A 12,771-nucleotide genomic window follows, 5' to 3' on the forward strand; every position below is an offset into this window, starting at 1 on the left:
ACCCCACCCCCTACGCCGACAACCTCATCGCCCGCTACCAGGAACCCCAGCGCCGCTACCACACGCTCACCCACCTCACCGCGGTCCTGGACCACATCGACGTACTGGAGCGGGCCCTCGCCCAGGCCGGGACACTCGCCCCCGACCTCGCCCTCGTCCGCCTCGCCGCCTGGTTCCACGACGCGGTGTACGCACCCGACCGCTCCGAGAACGAGGAGCGCTCCGCCCGCCTCGCCGAACGCGCGCTCACCGAGGCCGGCGTCTCCCCGGCGGGCACCGCCGAGGTGGCCCGCCTGGTCCGTCTCACCGTCACCCACGCCCCAGCGCCCGACGACCTGGCCGGGCAGGTCCTGTGCGACGCGGACCTCGCGATCCTGGCCGCGCCCCCGGAGACGTACGCCGCGTACACGGCCGCCGTACGCGAGGAGTACGCCTTCGTCCCGGAGGACGCCTTCAGGGAAGGGCGGGCAGCGGTACTGCGCCAACTCCTCGCTCTGCCGAGGCTGTTCTGGACGCCGTACGGAACGGAGCGGTGGGAGAAGGCGGCGCGGGACAACATCACGGCAGAGCTGGAGCGCCTTTAATCCGTGTCGGTCGGGGCAGCCGACCCCCTATCCTCGCCGCATGCTGAGTACGGGTGGGAAAGAAGTAGAAGAGGCTGTCGCGAGCATCGTGGCGCTGCTGCGGCCGGCGGTGGACCGGGACTGGGCGAACATCAACGCCGGTCGAGTGGACTGGAGTTGTCGGGAGACTGCGGAGCACGTGGCCAGCGATCTCGTCGCGTACGCGGGGCAGTTGGCGAGTCGGGCGCAGAGCCGTTACGTCCCCTTCGACATCACCATTGACGGCCGGGAAGGCGGGCTGGACCCCGCCGACAACGAGGGCATCCTCGATGTCATCACGACCACCGGCGCCCTGCTCACCGCCGCCATCCGCACCGCGCCCCGCGACGCGCGCGGCTTCCACCCGTACCCCTTCCGCAGCGCGAACCGCGAGGGCTTCGCCGCGATGGGCATCGCCGAAGTGCTGCTGCACGCCCACGACATGGCCGAGGGTCTGGGGGTGCCGTACGAAGCGCCCGCGCACCTGGCGGAGTTCGTCCTCACCCGGATCTTCCCGACCGTCCAGCCCCGCCCCGACCACTGGCAGAACCTGCTCTGGGCGACCGGGCGTGCCGACCTTCCGGCGCACGCCGGCCTTCCCGGCCGCGACCGGCTCACCGAGTGGCGCTGGACCAACAACCTCGTCCTCGACACCGAACGCCTCCGCCTGGAAGGCGTCACCCCGGCCGCCGCCGCCGACCTGGCCGCGGGCGGCACCGGCGGTTTCGACTGGATCGAGGGCGGCCCCTTCGAGGGCACGCGTGACGCCGCCGGAATGGTGACCAAGGCGTACGAAGGGGGCGTACACCGACCGGAGTTCGGCCTGTACGTCCTCGTACGGCGGGAGGACGACCGCGCCGTCGGCGGCATGGGCTTCCACGGCGTTCCCGACGAGGACGGCAAGGCCGAGGTCGGCTACGACCTCGCGGAAGCCGCCCGTGGCAACGGTTACGCCACGGAGGCGCTGCGCGCGCTGGCGAAGTGGGCGCTGGCGCGGGACGACGTACGGTCCCTGTTCGCGACCGTCGAGCCGCACAACGCCCCGTCCCACGGGGTGATCACCCGCGCCGGATTCATGCCGGTGAGCGCGGAACTCGACGAAAAGGGGCTCCAGGCCTACGAGTTGCGCGGCTGACGACCCGGCAACCGGTCCGCCCCGCCCGCTTCTTTCCGCCTGCGCAGTCCCGCCCCGTGCAGCAGCCGCACCACCTCGCGGCTGCTGACCTCCACGGCCCCCGCCCCCACCACATCCCCGTACCGATGCGACGGAATGTCGTAGTGGTCGCGCTCGAAGGCCCGCGCGGGCACCCCCAACTCCTCGGCGAAGGCGTGCAGCTCCTCGTACGAGACGTCGCTCACCAGGTGGGACCAGAGGCGTCCGTGGCCCGGCCAGGTGGGCGGATCGATGTAGACCGTCACGACGAGGCCGCCCCGCCGGCGGTCCCCAGTCCGCCGACCGCCGCGACCCGCACCCCCGCCTTGTGGCACACCCACTGCGGGTCGGGTCCCAGCTCCGGCTCGACCTCCAGGGCGTGCGGATCGCCGGTGCCGCACACCGGGCACAGCGGCCAGCGGCCGTAGGTCTCCAGCAGCGCGTCCTGGACGTCCTGGGCCACCAGGCCGGCCACGAAGGCCGCGCCGTCCGGCCACTGCTCGACCCACCAGCGGCGCTGTGCGACCGACCCCTCGACCATCGAGACGACGTCCGCCTCGGCGACCTCGCGGGCGGCCAGGTCGGCGAGCACCAGGGCGCGTGCCGCGTGCAACGCCTGCTCCAGTGGGGTGACGGGGCTGCCGGGATCGCCGATGGGGGTCATGCACCCATTGTGCGCACTCTTGACCGGACGTCCGAACGGAAAATATCTTTCATGATGTGAGCCGACACGTGAAGGAAATTTTCGGAGCAGCCGGCGCTCCCCGTGGCAACCCGGCCGCCGCGCCGCCCGCGCCCGCCGCGCTCGCCGCCAAGGTGCGCACCCTCGCGCCCTCGATGACCCGCTCCATGCAGCGCGTCGCCGAGGCGGTCGCCGCGGATCCGGCCGGCTGCGCGGCCCTCACGGTCACCGGCCTCGCCGAGCTCACCGGCACCAGCGAGGCGACGGTCGTACGTACGGCCCGTCTCCTCGGCTACCCGGGCTACCGCGACCTGCGGCTCGCGCTCGCCGGGCTCGCCGCCCACCAGCAGTCGGGGCGCTCCCCCGCCGTGACCGCCGACATAGCGGTGGACGACCCGATCGCGGACGTCGTGGCGAAACTGGCGTACGACGAGCAGCAGACCCTCGCCGACACGGCCGCCGGGCTGGACATGGCCCAGCTGTCGGCCGCCGTCGGCGCGCTCGCCGCCGCCCGCCGCGTCGACATATACGGCGTCGGCGCCTCCGGCCTGGTCGCCCAGGATCTCGCCCAGAAGCTGCTGCGCATAGGGCTGGTGGCGCACGCCCACAGCGACCCGCACCTCGCCGTCACCAACGCCGTGCAGCTGCGCGCGAAGGACGTCGCGGTCGCGATCACGCACTCCGGGTCGACCGGGGACGTCATCGAGCCACTCCGGGTCGCCTTCGAGGGTGGGGCCACGACCGTCGCGATCACGGGCCGGCCGGACGGGCCCGTCACGCAGTACGCCGACCACATCCTGACCACCTCCACGGCCCGCGAGAGTGAGCTGCGCCCGGCGGCCATGTCCTCGCGCACCAGCCAACTCCTCGTCGTCGACTGCCTGTTCATAGGCGTGGCGCAGCGGACGTACGAGACGGCCGCCCCCGCGCTCTCCGCCTCCTACGAGGCTCTCGCCCATCGCCACACCCCGCGCGGCGGCGGCACCACTTCGCGCCGCTAGCGCCCGTGCCCGGACCCCTCCCCCTCACCCTCTCCCTGTCCCTGTCCGGGCAGTACCGACAGCCGTGACACCGGTGGCGGCGGCAGCCGTCGTACCGGAAGATCCGAAAGAGCACGCACGCCATGGCCCCAACCGCTGACGCCTCCTCCAACTACCGTGCGCTGAAGGAGGAGTTGGAGACGCTGACAACCGAGGCGTTCCGACCGGAGCTGGCCGAGATCGACCAGCTCCCGACCCTCGACATCGCCAGGCTGATGAACGCGGAGGACGCGACCGTCCCCGCCGCCGTCGCCGAACGGCTTCCGGAGATCGCCGCCGCGATCGACGCCCTGGCGGCCCGGATGGCACGCGGCGGCCGACTGGTCTACGCGGGCGCGGGTACGCCGGGCCGGCTCGGCGTACTGGACGCGTCCGAGTGCCCGCCCACCTTCAACACCGACCCGGAGCGGGTCACGGGCGTGATCGCGGGCGGCCCCGAGGCGATGGTCACGTCGATCGAGGGCGCCGAGGACTCCAAGGAGCTCGCGGCCGGTGACCTCGACGCGCTCGGCGTCACCGCTCTGGACACGGTGGTCGGCGTCTCGGCGTCGGGCCGTACGCCGTACGCGGTCGGCGCCGTCGAACACGCCCGCGCGCTGGGCGCGTTGACGGTCGGGCTGTCCTGCAACACGCACAGCGCGCTCGCGGCGGCGGCCGATCACGGCATCGAGATCGTCGTCGGGCCCGAACTGCTGACCGGCTCGACGCGGCTGAAGGCGGGCACGGCGCAGAAGCTGGTCCTCAACATGCTGTCGACGATCACGATGATCAGGCTCGGCAAGACGTACGGGAACCTGATGGTCGACGTACGGGCGTCGAACGAGAAACTCCGGGCCCGTTCCCGCCGGATCGTCGCTCTGGCGACCGGGGCGGGCGAGGAGGAGATCGAGGCGGCGCTCGCGGCGACGGACGGGGAGACGAAGGACGCGATCCTCGTCGTCCTCGGCTCGGTCGACGGCCCGACGGCCGCCCGCCTCCTCGCGGAGCACGACGGCCACCTGCGCGCGGCGCTGGCGGCAGCGGCCCGCTGAGGCAGCAGCACACCACTGAGGTGCTCGAGCGTCACTGAGGTGCTCGGGCGTCACTGAGGTGCTCGGGCGTCACTGAGGTGCTCGGGTGTTCGGGCGTCGGGCAGGATGGGCCCCATGACCGAGATCCACACCCCCCGCCTCCTCCTCCGCCGCTGGACCGACGACGACCTCGTGCCCCTGTCGGAGATCTTCGCGGACTCCCAGGTCATGCGCTGGATCGACGACGGCGAGGTACGTGACCTGGAGTACACGGCGGAGGCCATCGAGCGGTGGGAGGAGGAGTGGGACGAGGAGGGTTTCGGCCTCTTCGCCGTCGAGCTGCTCGCCTCGGGTGAGCTGATCGGCGCGGTCGGCCTGTCCGTGCCCGGGTTCCTGCCGGAGGTGGCGCACGACGTGGCGATCAGCTGGCTGCTCGGTTCCCAGTTCTGGGGCCAGGGGTACGCCTCCGAGGCCGCCCACGCCACCCTGGAGTTCGCCCTCCAGGACCGCGGCCTCGACCGCGTGATCAGCATCAGCAGAGGGGGCGACGACGCCTCCGAGAACATCATCCGCAAGCTGGGCATGACGGAGGAGCGGGTGACGACCCACCCTGAGTACGGCCACCAACTGATCGTGCACACGATCGACCTCACGGAGTACGAGGCATAGGGGCGGCCCGTACCGCGTTGTCAGTGCCGTGTGCGACGGTGGAAACCACTGACCGGCTGACCACTGACCACTGACCGCTCAGCGCACCGCAGGCCGAAGGGACGACGACATCGTGAATCACGCCCAGCTGACCGCCCTCGGGCGAGCCCTGCGCGTCCTCGGCGAGCACGGGGACGCGCTCTCCGGCGACACCGGCGACACGAAACTGCACGAGATCAAGGCCGACCTGAAACGGGCCCTGGCGATCCTGGACGACACGGTCACCGGCTCGGCGCCCACGACCCGCTGCGCCGAGCACCCGAACGGCCCGGTGGACGAGAGCGCCAATGACCTCTGCCTGCTCTGCGAGACGCGCCGCCGCAGCGCCCGCCGCTCCCAGCAGAACGGCACGTACCCACAGGCCCGCCCCACCGACCCGGACTCGGCACCCCCCGAGCGCACGATGTCCCGCTACGGCGTCCGCGCGGACCGCCCCCAGCCCCAGCAGCGCTGGATCCCCGAGGTCTGGACCGGCCAGAACTGGCAGCTCTGCGGCACCCCACGCCGCGACCGCCTGGAGGCCGAGCGCTACCTCTCCGCCGAGCGCCGCGCTCCCCGCCCCGGAATCGCCTACCGCCTGGTCCACGAGTTCACCGACTACGAGGTCCTACGGATCTGGGGCACACCGGTGAAGGTGGACATCGAGCCGATGGGGAATCTGTAGCCCTCGCGGACACGCGACACCTCCCTATTCACACAATGTTCGAAAAATCCTTTCCGCCAGCCCTCGCCTCATCACATAATGTCCTGCTGCCGACGAGTGATCGCTGGGGAGCCCGGGGCGCTGCGCGGGGGACGTGTCTGCGCCGGGGCGCATGAACTGTATGAGCTGTACGAGTGCTGAGCTGTACGAGTGCATGAGTGCACGAGCTGCACACCAGTACGTGCGCCGCGATGGGGCGGGCCGAGTCGTTCGGCGGCAGTCAATCCATCATCTTTGGGGGGCTTTTCCTTGAGTTCTCGTACGCGCCGCAGTCTCGCGGCGCTCACCTCGGCCGCCTCGCTGGCGGCCGGTCTGCTCGGTGCGGTGGCACCGGGCGCGCAGGCCGTCGGCGGTGCTGTGACACCCGGTCAGATCGCTCTCTACGGCGGCAGCACGGGTATCGCGACCGTCAACTCGAACGGGACCGGCCTGCGTTCCGTCCGCAACATCCCGAACTCCAACTACACCCCGAACTGGGCGCCGGACGGCAGCCGCCTGGTGGCCGGATGGAGCCAGCTGGTCACCGGCCGGGTCACCGGCAGCACCGCGCCGATCACCCTGCCGTGGGCGACCAAGGTGCGCTCCAGCGCGTCGTACGAGGACCCGACGTTCTGGCTGGACGGCCGGTACGTGGTGTTCAGCACCGCCGGCCAGCTCGCCTACGGGCCGTCGGACGGCTCATGGGCGCCGGAGCCGTTGCTGACGAACGCCCAGGAACCGGCGACGGTCTGCGACCTGCACCCGACGGCGAGCCCCACGGGCATCCTGGCCTTCGAACGGCGCCACAACTTCGGCTGCTACGACAGTCTGGGCATCTGGACGTACAACCCCGTCACCAAGGCGCTGAAGAAGATCATCGCGTCCGGTACGGCACCGGTGTTCTCGGCGGACGGCAGCAAGCTGGTCTTCACGCGCGTCGTGGACGAGTGGACGCAGCTGTTCACGGCCAAGGCGGACGGCACCGACGTCAAGCAGGTGACCACCGGCGAATCCGATCACCTGGCCCCGAGCTGGGACCCCGCCGGCGGACGGATCGCCTACGAGGCGCACAGCTCGCACGCCGGCTGGTCCAGCGATGTGCAGACGGTGCGCATCCTCGACCTGGCGAGCGGGACGTCCACCCAGCTCACCGGCGAGGGCAAGGGCGCCAAGCCCGCGTGGCAGCCGCTGCGGAAGAACATCCTGGCCCGGGTCTACGGCACCGGGTCCGTCGGTATCGACGGGGCCGCGTCCCGCTGGACGTTCGACAAGTCGGGCGCTGCCCATGTGCCCGGCCTGATCACCGCCCGGTCGGCGGTGCTGGTCAACAAGGGCAACGCCTCGTACTCGGCTCCGGGGATCGCGCTGGCCGCCGAGAAGCAGGGCCCGCTCCTGCTGACCTCCGGCAGCCGGCTGGACTCCGCCGCGGCCTCCGAACTGAAGCGGACGCTTCCCCGGGGCAGCGCCGTCTACCTCAACGGCGGCACCCGCATCCTCGGCTCCCGGGTGGCCGGCCAGGTGCAGGCGCTCGGCTTCAAGCCGGTGCGTCTCGACAGCACGGACCTCTCGGGACTGTCGGTCAGGGTCGCCAAGCAGATCACGTCGGCCCCGAGCTGGATCTTCGTCGCCGACGGCAGGGAGTACCACGACCCGATCGCCGCCTCCGCCGCCGCCGGGTCGCTGGGGTACAAGGGCAAGGGCGTGGTCCTGCTGACCAACGGGACGAGCGTGTCCGCGTCGGTCAGGAACTACCTGAACGCCCTCAACCCGAGGAACACGAACCTGGTGACGGTCGGCTCCAACGCCACCAAGGCCATCCAGAACGTGACCCTCGACGAGATCTGGAACTTCTGGGCCATGGGCGGCAGAACACACGAGGACGTCGCCGCCAACCTGGCCCGCTTCTGGTGGACCTCACCGACGTGGGCCTCCGTCCAGGACACCTGGTCCTGGCAGAACGCCGCCGCGGGCAGCGCGGTCAGCGCCGTCTCCGGCCCGGTGCTCTGGTCCAGCCGGTCCACGCTCTCGGCGCCGACCGCGTACTACCTGAGCCAGCGGGCCGCGAGCATCTCGGTCGTGCAGACCTTCGGCGGCAGCGCGTCGTACCCGCCGGCCAACCGCACCGGCATCGGTTCCGCCATCGCGGCGAGCAGCGCGTGGACGTCCACGGTGTGGGCGCCGGGCGGGGTGACCCCGGCGAGTGCCGCCACGGCACGGTCCGCCGCGTCCTCCACCGAAGGTGGCCGTCCGACGTCCACCGCCACGGTGGTCCCGGGCGAGCACCTGCCCGCACCGGACGCGCACAGCGCCCGCTGACCAGGGGCGACACCGACCGTCGCACGCGCAGAAGCCCGACGGCTCCCGCGCGTGCGACGGTCCGGGGCCTCCCCAAACCTTGATCCACACGACCGGGTGAACCGGGTCCCTCGTCCGAGGCAAAGTGGCGGATCAGCGGCCTGATGATCGTCGATGCTGCGGATGTCCGAGTCATCGCTTTCGCCCAGGAGACCCCCCTTGAACGTCCGCCGCTTCCTCACGACCGCCCTTGCCGTCGTCGGCCCCCTGACCAGCGCCCTGGTACTCGCGGTCGCGACCCCGGCGGCCACCGCCGCCGCGAACCCCTGCGGGTTCTACGAGACGGGCAGCGACGCGTACTACAACCACTGCACGGGCGACGGCTCACGCATCATCATCGAGGTCGAGGTGTTCGGCCCGAACTACGAGAAGTGCGTGGCCCCCGGCGACACCTGGCTCGGCAGCGCGAGCAAGATCGACGGCGCGTTCTACACCGGCCGCCTCTGCTGAGCCTGTCCGTGCGCGGCCCCCGATGGTGAGGGTGGGGCGGGCAGGGCCGACCGCGCGCTGCCCGCCCCACCCTCGTCTCCGCTCAGAGCGGCCCTTGGCCCACATTGCGCTGTCGCAGCTCTCCCGCGAGCCCCTCGGCTGTCACGAAGTCGGCGTCATCGTGCAGGACGACCAGACCGTGGTGGGCGGCGGTGGCGCAGATCTGAAGGTCGACGGAGGACAGCGCGCGGTGGGCGCCGCGCTCGGCAGCACGCAGTTGGACGCGGCCGATCCAGTGGGAGGCGCTCTTGGGGATGGCGACGTCCTCGTAGATCTCCTCGAACAGAACCCGGTACTGCTCGTACTGGTCGAGGTTCCGCGCCGACATCAGAAACTCGGCGCGCTGCGGGTAGCACGAACGGATGTCACCGTCAGCCGCCACCTCACGCCAGGCCTCGGCCAGCGAGCCGTCCCGCATGATGCGCCAGAGCGCGGACGAGTCCAGTAGATAGCGCGTCACTCGGCGTACTCCTCCTTTTCGGCACGACGCGCGACCTCGGCACCCTCGACGTCCCAGTCCGGCGCGAGGGCGATGAACTTGTCGTAGGCGGCGGCCCGGTTCAGCCGCTTGTTGTACTCCTCCAACGCCTTCGCCACCGCTGCGGTCTTCGTCTTGTGCCCGCCCAGTCGCTTCGCCGTCTCCAGTGCCTCGTCGTCGATCTCGATGTGTGTCAGGGACATCCCAGCCTCCCGCGATGTACATAAAAGGTCACTGGATCCTCCATGACTGTACATCTCTACTCCTGCCCCCACCTCTGCCTCAGCCCACCTCAGGGCAGCCGCCCCTCCCGGTTGACCCGCCGCACCCGCGCCCGCAGCACCTCCCCCGCAGCCGCCTCCCCGAGTGCCTCCGGCGGACAGTCCCACTCCCGCCCGCCACCCACGGGCCGCAGCTGTACGTACCCGCCGACGCGCCCCATCACCTCCCCGATGCGCCCGTCGCGCACATCAAGGGCGTACGTCACCTCGCTACTCACCTTCACCGCCACCGGCGGCCACGCCCTCAAGTACGGCGGCCAGCCGCGTCGCCGTACGGACGTTGCAGCGCCCGAGGACGACCAGAGCGAAGGGTTCGTCGCTGGCGCCGGTCACGGGGTCGACGCCCAGCGACGGCAGGGCGACCCCGACCTCTCTCAGCGCCGCCCGCAGCCGCGCGACCACTTCGTCCGTCGACTGCAAGCGCCCGTTCGACATCAGCTCCATCGCCCTCGCCTCTCCACTCTGAGTGTTGATGTTCTCCACACAGCGTGGCGAATCGGTGTCTAACCTGGCCAGAGGGGACATCCCAACAAAGCCATGTGTGCGACAGGGGGTTGCGATGGCAGCGCCGAAGGACCTCGATCCGTTCTCCTCACCCCGCGCCATGCTGGGCGCAGAGCTCAGATACGCGCGCGAGAAGAAGGGGTTGAGCCAGACGAAGTTGGGCGAGCCACTCTTCGTCAGTGGCTCCTTCATCGGTCAGTTGGAAGCCGGGACTCGGCGCATGCACCACAACTACGCCGTCAAGTTCGACGAGATGCTCGACACCGGCGAGTTCTTCGCCCGCAACTGCGAGGCCTCCGCCAAGTCCAAGTTCCCGAACCACTTCACGGAAGCAGTGGAAGCGGAGGCCCTCGCCACGTCGATCAGGCAGTTCACGCCAACGCTGATTCCCGGGCTTCTGCAAACAGCGGCCTACGCGGAGGCGTTGTTCCGCGCCTACTGGCCTACGGCATCAGACGCCGAGATCGAGGAGCTGGTAGCGGCACGCATGGAACGCACCCGACTCTTCGACGATCCAACAACAACGTTGTTGTGGGCAGTTCTCGAAGAAGCCGCTCTCCGCCGCCCTGTCGGCGGACCAGCAGTCATGGCGGAGGCCCTCCGCCGCGTGGCAGATCTGGCACGTCGCCGCAGGATCATCCTGCAGGTGCTCCCGTTCAGCGCGGGCGCGGTCGGCTCTCTGCCGAGCGGCATCAAGCTCATGTACTTTCCCGACGCCCCTCCGCTCGCCTACGTCGAGGGCGTCGGGATCGGGCAACTGTTGGACGACCCGGCGACCGTCACCCGCCATGAGCTGACGTTCGACCTGATCAGGGCCAACGCCCTCCCCCCGCAGGAATCTCTGGCCCTGATCGAAGCAGTGGCAGAGGATTACGCACATGAACCGACGCAGCCCTGACCACACTTGGTACAAGTCCAGCCATAGCGGCGGCGACGGCGCCGACTGCCTCGAAGTCGCCCCCGGCCACCCCACCCTCGTCCCCGTCCGCGACTCCAAGAACCCCCACGGCCCGAAGCTCGCGTTCCGGGCGGAGGCGTGGGGGGTGTTCGTCGCCGACCTCAAGCAGCAGTAGGGCTGTTGGATCCGACGCCCGCCCCGAAGCTCAAGCGGCCAGCTCCGAGCCCTCTTTCTTTGGAACGGGAGGCGGGCTCAACCCGCCCTCCCACCCCGCGTGTTGACTTGACGCGTTCGGCTTGCCACGCAGAGTCACGAGGGGCTAGCGTTCCGAGACAGCAAACAAAACGACCTCCGCCAGATGCAGCAACATCCGACAGAGGTCTGACCGTCGAGATCCCGTGGCTTAAAGGAAATCCCGTGGCTGAAGCCAACTTTAGTGCTGCCGTCCTGCCCGCGCACGCGTCTCCGCCCCACCCGATGGCCAGTCCGGGTTACGGCAAACGTGACGCCCCGGACCAACGCCCCCGCACGAACCACGACTTCGCGCATCTTCCGCCGCGCGAGGCAGCGGTCGCCGCGTACATCGACCGGTTGCCCAGCGGCGCCGACATCTCCGTAAAGACGCTGGCCAAGCACCTCCCGTACGGCCAATGTGCCCTCCGCACGGCCCTCAACAACCTCCGCCAGGCAGGCCACCTGCGCCGGGGTCGCGAACACCTGACCGGTACCGGAAGCCAACTCTGGATCACCCGAACGTGGTTCACCCGCACGGCACGCGGCGACGACTGGTGGGCGGCGTTCACGCGGGGCGACGTACCGCAGAAGCATGCAGAGGCAGAAGCACAGGCAGAGGAACCGCACCGCCGTCCGACCCGCTCCCGCGCGTTCATCCTGCTCGCCGCTCTCGGCCGTACCGCACCCGCGCTGTCCCTCTCCCAGCGGGACTGCGCGGCGCTGGCTCCACTGGTCGGGGAGTGGTTCGAGCGAGGGGCGAACGAGGAGTCCGTACGGCACGCCCTGACCGCCGGCCTGCCGACCCCGGTCCACTCCCCGGCCGCCCTGATCCGCAGGCGCCTGACCGACAAACTCCCGCCGGAGCCCGCTGCCGTACGGGCGCCGCTGCGGATGCTGGAGTGCGCGAAGTGCGGGGTGCCGGGCCGGGCGGAGGCGCTGGCAGGGGGCGTGTGCGGGGAGTGCCGGGGCGAGGCCCCGCCCCGTCCGACCTCGCCCCTGCCCGCGTCCGCGATCCACTCCCGCGCGGCCGACATCCGCGTCGCGATGTCCCGGCGACGAGAAGAGAGTCGTACATGACCAGAACGCACCCACACATTCCGCAGATGCCGCTCGACGACTTCGAAGACCTGGCTCGTGGGGCGCCCGAGACCGTCTGGCTGGAGTTCGTCCGGGGCAGGGTGGAGGTGAAACCGCCGTCGGACGGCGATCACAGCGAGATCCTGGTGTCGCTGCTGAGGCAGTTCGCCTCGGAAGACAGGTTGTGGGACCTGTATCCGTACGCCGGGCTGTGCACGGAAACCTCGCTGGCGGGCCGATACCTGCCCGACGCCATGCTCGTACGGAGGGGCCATCGCCTGGGACGCGGCCACTGGGCGAGCCCGGACATCGTCTCGGCGGTCGTGGAAATCGTCCACCGCGCCTGGGGCAAAGACCATCGCGACCACGATGCCAAGCTCGTCGGCTACGCATCCGCCGCATTCCCGCCCACATCCTCGTCGACCGCGACGACAACACCATCACGACTTCCAGCGAGCTCCACGACGGTCGCTACCAGCTGGTCGCCTCGTCCCCCTGGGGAACAACCGTCCGACTCCCCGCCCCGGTGGACGTCGCGCTGAACACCGAGAGGCTCAAGAGCTACATGGCGCGGGACA

18 protein-coding genes are annotated in these 12,771 nt (G+C 70.5%); 12 read left to right on the top strand and 6 right to left on the bottom strand.

Annotation, left to right across the window (positions count from 1 at the left end):
• Together ADL01_RS37345 and ADL01_RS37350 are read left to right on the top strand one after the other, a co-directional pair.
• The coding region (locus ADL01_RS37345; RefSeq protein ID WP_053746515.1) for a hypothetical protein at positions 1-584 on the top strand (584 nt) is incomplete at its 5' end.
• Positions 585-624: 40 nt separating this feature from the next.
• On the top strand, positions 625-1,737 hold the full coding sequence (locus ADL01_RS37350) for a GNAT family N-acetyltransferase (RefSeq protein ID WP_053746516.1): 1,113 nt from the start codon (positions 625-627) through the stop codon (positions 1,735-1,737).
• On the opposite strand, the gene ADL01_RS37355 is transcribed toward ADL01_RS37350, so the two are convergent.
• Both ADL01_RS37355 and ADL01_RS37360 read right to left on the bottom strand, forming a co-directional pair.
• The gene (locus ADL01_RS37355) at positions 1,719-2,021 is read right to left on the bottom strand and encodes a DUF4031 domain-containing protein (protein WP_053746517.1); all 303 of its coding nucleotides are present in this window, start codon (positions 2,019-2,021) and stop codon (positions 1,719-1,721) included. The genes ADL01_RS37350 and ADL01_RS37355 overlap by 19 nt on opposite strands.
• Complete coding sequence (locus ADL01_RS37360; protein ID WP_053746518.1) at positions 2,018-2,419, bottom strand: hypothetical protein; 402 nt, start codon at positions 2,417-2,419, stop codon at positions 2,018-2,020. The genes ADL01_RS37355 and ADL01_RS37360 overlap by 4 nt, the downstream gene beginning before the upstream one ends.
• Positions 2,420-2,475: 56 nt before the next feature.
• On the opposite strand from ADL01_RS37360, the gene ADL01_RS37365 reads away from it, so the two are divergent.
• From ADL01_RS37365 to ADL01_RS37390, 6 genes are all read left to right on the top strand, one after another.
• Positions 2,476-3,438, top strand: a complete 963-nt coding sequence (locus ADL01_RS37365; RefSeq protein ID WP_053746519.1) for a MurR/RpiR family transcriptional regulator — start codon at positions 2,476-2,478, stop codon at positions 3,436-3,438.
• 122 nt (positions 3,439-3,560) lie between these two features.
• Positions 3,561-4,508: an N-acetylmuramic acid 6-phosphate etherase gene (murQ, locus tag ADL01_RS37370; RefSeq protein ID WP_053746520.1), complete on the top strand. Its 948-nt coding sequence runs from the start codon at positions 3,561-3,563 to the stop codon at positions 4,506-4,508.
• A 114-nt stretch (positions 4,509-4,622) separates the two neighbouring features.
• Complete coding sequence (locus tag ADL01_RS37375) at positions 4,623-5,156, top strand: GNAT family N-acetyltransferase (protein WP_053746521.1); 534 nt, start codon at positions 4,623-4,625, stop codon at positions 5,154-5,156.
• 112 nt (positions 5,157-5,268) lie between these two features.
• On the top strand, positions 5,269-5,859 hold the full coding sequence (locus ADL01_RS37380; RefSeq protein WP_053746522.1) for a hypothetical protein: 591 nt from the start codon (positions 5,269-5,271) through the stop codon (positions 5,857-5,859).
• Positions 5,860-6,147: 288 nt separating this feature from the next.
• Positions 6,148-8,193 (top strand): PD40 domain-containing protein, encoded by a 2,046-nt coding sequence (locus tag ADL01_RS37385; RefSeq protein WP_159049738.1) that lies wholly within the window; start codon positions 6,148-6,150, stop codon positions 8,191-8,193.
• A 198-nt stretch (positions 8,194-8,391) separates the two neighbouring features.
• Positions 8,392-8,682: a DUF6355 family natural product biosynthesis protein gene (locus ADL01_RS37390; protein ID WP_053746524.1), complete on the top strand. Its 291-nt coding sequence runs from the start codon at positions 8,392-8,394 to the stop codon at positions 8,680-8,682.
• A gap of 82 nt (positions 8,683-8,764) precedes the next feature.
• Here the strand turns inward: ADL01_RS37390 and ADL01_RS37395 are convergent, their stop codons facing one another.
• The 4 genes from ADL01_RS37395 to ADL01_RS37410 form a co-directional block, all read right to left on the bottom strand.
• On the bottom strand, positions 8,765-9,181 hold the full coding sequence (locus ADL01_RS37395; protein ID WP_053746525.1) for a PIN domain-containing protein: 417 nt from the start codon (positions 9,179-9,181) through the stop codon (positions 8,765-8,767).
• Complete coding sequence (locus ADL01_RS37400) at positions 9,178-9,402, bottom strand: type II toxin-antitoxin system VapB family antitoxin (RefSeq protein ID WP_053746526.1); 225 nt, start codon at positions 9,400-9,402, stop codon at positions 9,178-9,180. The genes ADL01_RS37395 and ADL01_RS37400 overlap by 4 nt, the downstream gene beginning before the upstream one ends.
• An 89-nt stretch (positions 9,403-9,491) precedes the next feature.
• Positions 9,492-9,686, bottom strand: a complete 195-nt coding sequence (locus ADL01_RS37405; RefSeq protein ID WP_159049739.1) for a hypothetical protein — start codon at positions 9,684-9,686, stop codon at positions 9,492-9,494.
• 4 nt (positions 9,687-9,690) lie between these two features.
• Entirely contained in the window at positions 9,691-9,915 is a 225-nt protein-coding gene (locus ADL01_RS37410; RefSeq protein ID WP_234354932.1) for a hypothetical protein, read from the bottom strand.
• A 124-nt stretch (positions 9,916-10,039) separates the two neighbouring features.
• Between ADL01_RS37410 and ADL01_RS37415 the strand changes: the two genes are divergently transcribed.
• The 4 genes from ADL01_RS37415 (at position 10,040) to ADL01_RS37430 (ending at position 12,735) form a co-directional block, all read left to right on the top strand.
• Positions 10,040-10,882 carry a helix-turn-helix domain-containing protein gene (locus ADL01_RS37415; RefSeq protein WP_053746529.1) on the top strand — a complete coding sequence of 281 codons (843 nt, stop codon included), beginning with the start codon at positions 10,040-10,042 and terminating at the stop codon, positions 10,880-10,882.
• Positions 10,863-11,057, top strand: coding sequence for a DUF397 domain-containing protein (locus ADL01_RS37420; RefSeq protein WP_078960997.1), 195 nt, complete (start codon positions 10,863-10,865; stop codon positions 11,055-11,057). The genes ADL01_RS37415 and ADL01_RS37420 overlap by 20 nt, the downstream gene beginning before the upstream one ends.
• A gap of 302 nt (positions 11,058-11,359) precedes the next feature.
• On the top strand, positions 11,360-12,193 hold the full coding sequence (locus ADL01_RS37425) for a hypothetical protein (RefSeq protein ID WP_053746531.1): 834 nt from the start codon (positions 11,360-11,362) through the stop codon (positions 12,191-12,193).
• On the top strand, positions 12,190-12,735 hold the full coding sequence (locus tag ADL01_RS37430) for a Uma2 family endonuclease (RefSeq protein ID WP_078960998.1): 546 nt from the start codon (positions 12,190-12,192) through the stop codon (positions 12,733-12,735). The genes ADL01_RS37425 and ADL01_RS37430 overlap by 4 nt, the downstream gene beginning before the upstream one ends.
• The last annotated feature ends 36 nt before the right edge of the window (positions 12,736-12,771 follow it).

Source organism: Streptomyces sp. NRRL WC-3618 (genome assembly GCF_001280005.1).
GTDB lineage: Bacteria > Actinomycetota > Actinomycetes > Streptomycetales > Streptomycetaceae > Streptomyces.

What these genes read in the sequence shown, in the direction of transcription:
- ADL01_RS37350 (WP_053746516.1), top strand. Translation starts at nt 625, where the DNA reads ATGCTGAGTACGGGTGGGAAAGAAGTAGAAGAGGCTGTCGCGAGCATC.
- ADL01_RS37360 (WP_053746518.1), bottom strand. Translation starts at nt 2,419, where the DNA reads ATGACCCCCATCGGCGATCCCGGCAGCCCCGTCACCCCACTGGAGCAG.
- murQ (WP_053746520.1), top strand. Translation starts at nt 3,561, where the DNA reads ATGGCCCCAACCGCTGACGCCTCCTCCAACTACCGTGCGCTGAAGGAG.
- ADL01_RS37375 (WP_053746521.1), top strand. Translation starts at nt 4,623, where the DNA reads ATGACCGAGATCCACACCCCCCGCCTCCTCCTCCGCCGCTGGACCGAC.
- ADL01_RS37400 (WP_053746526.1), bottom strand. Translation starts at nt 9,402, where the DNA reads ATGTCCCTGACACACATCGAGATCGACGACGAGGCACTGGAGACGGCG.
- ADL01_RS37410 (WP_234354932.1), bottom strand. Translation starts at nt 9,915, where the DNA reads ATGTCGAACGGGCGCTTGCAGTCGACGGACGAAGTGGTCGCGCGGCTG.
- ADL01_RS37415 (WP_053746529.1), top strand. Translation starts at nt 10,040, where the DNA reads ATGGCAGCGCCGAAGGACCTCGATCCGTTCTCCTCACCCCGCGCCATG.
- ADL01_RS37420 (WP_078960997.1), top strand. Translation starts at nt 10,863, where the DNA reads ATGAACCGACGCAGCCCTGACCACACTTGGTACAAGTCCAGCCATAGC.
- ADL01_RS37425 (WP_053746531.1), top strand. Translation starts at nt 11,360, where the DNA reads ATGGCCAGTCCGGGTTACGGCAAACGTGACGCCCCGGACCAACGCCCC.
- ADL01_RS37430 (WP_078960998.1), top strand. Translation starts at nt 12,190, where the DNA reads ATGACCAGAACGCACCCACACATTCCGCAGATGCCGCTCGACGACTTC.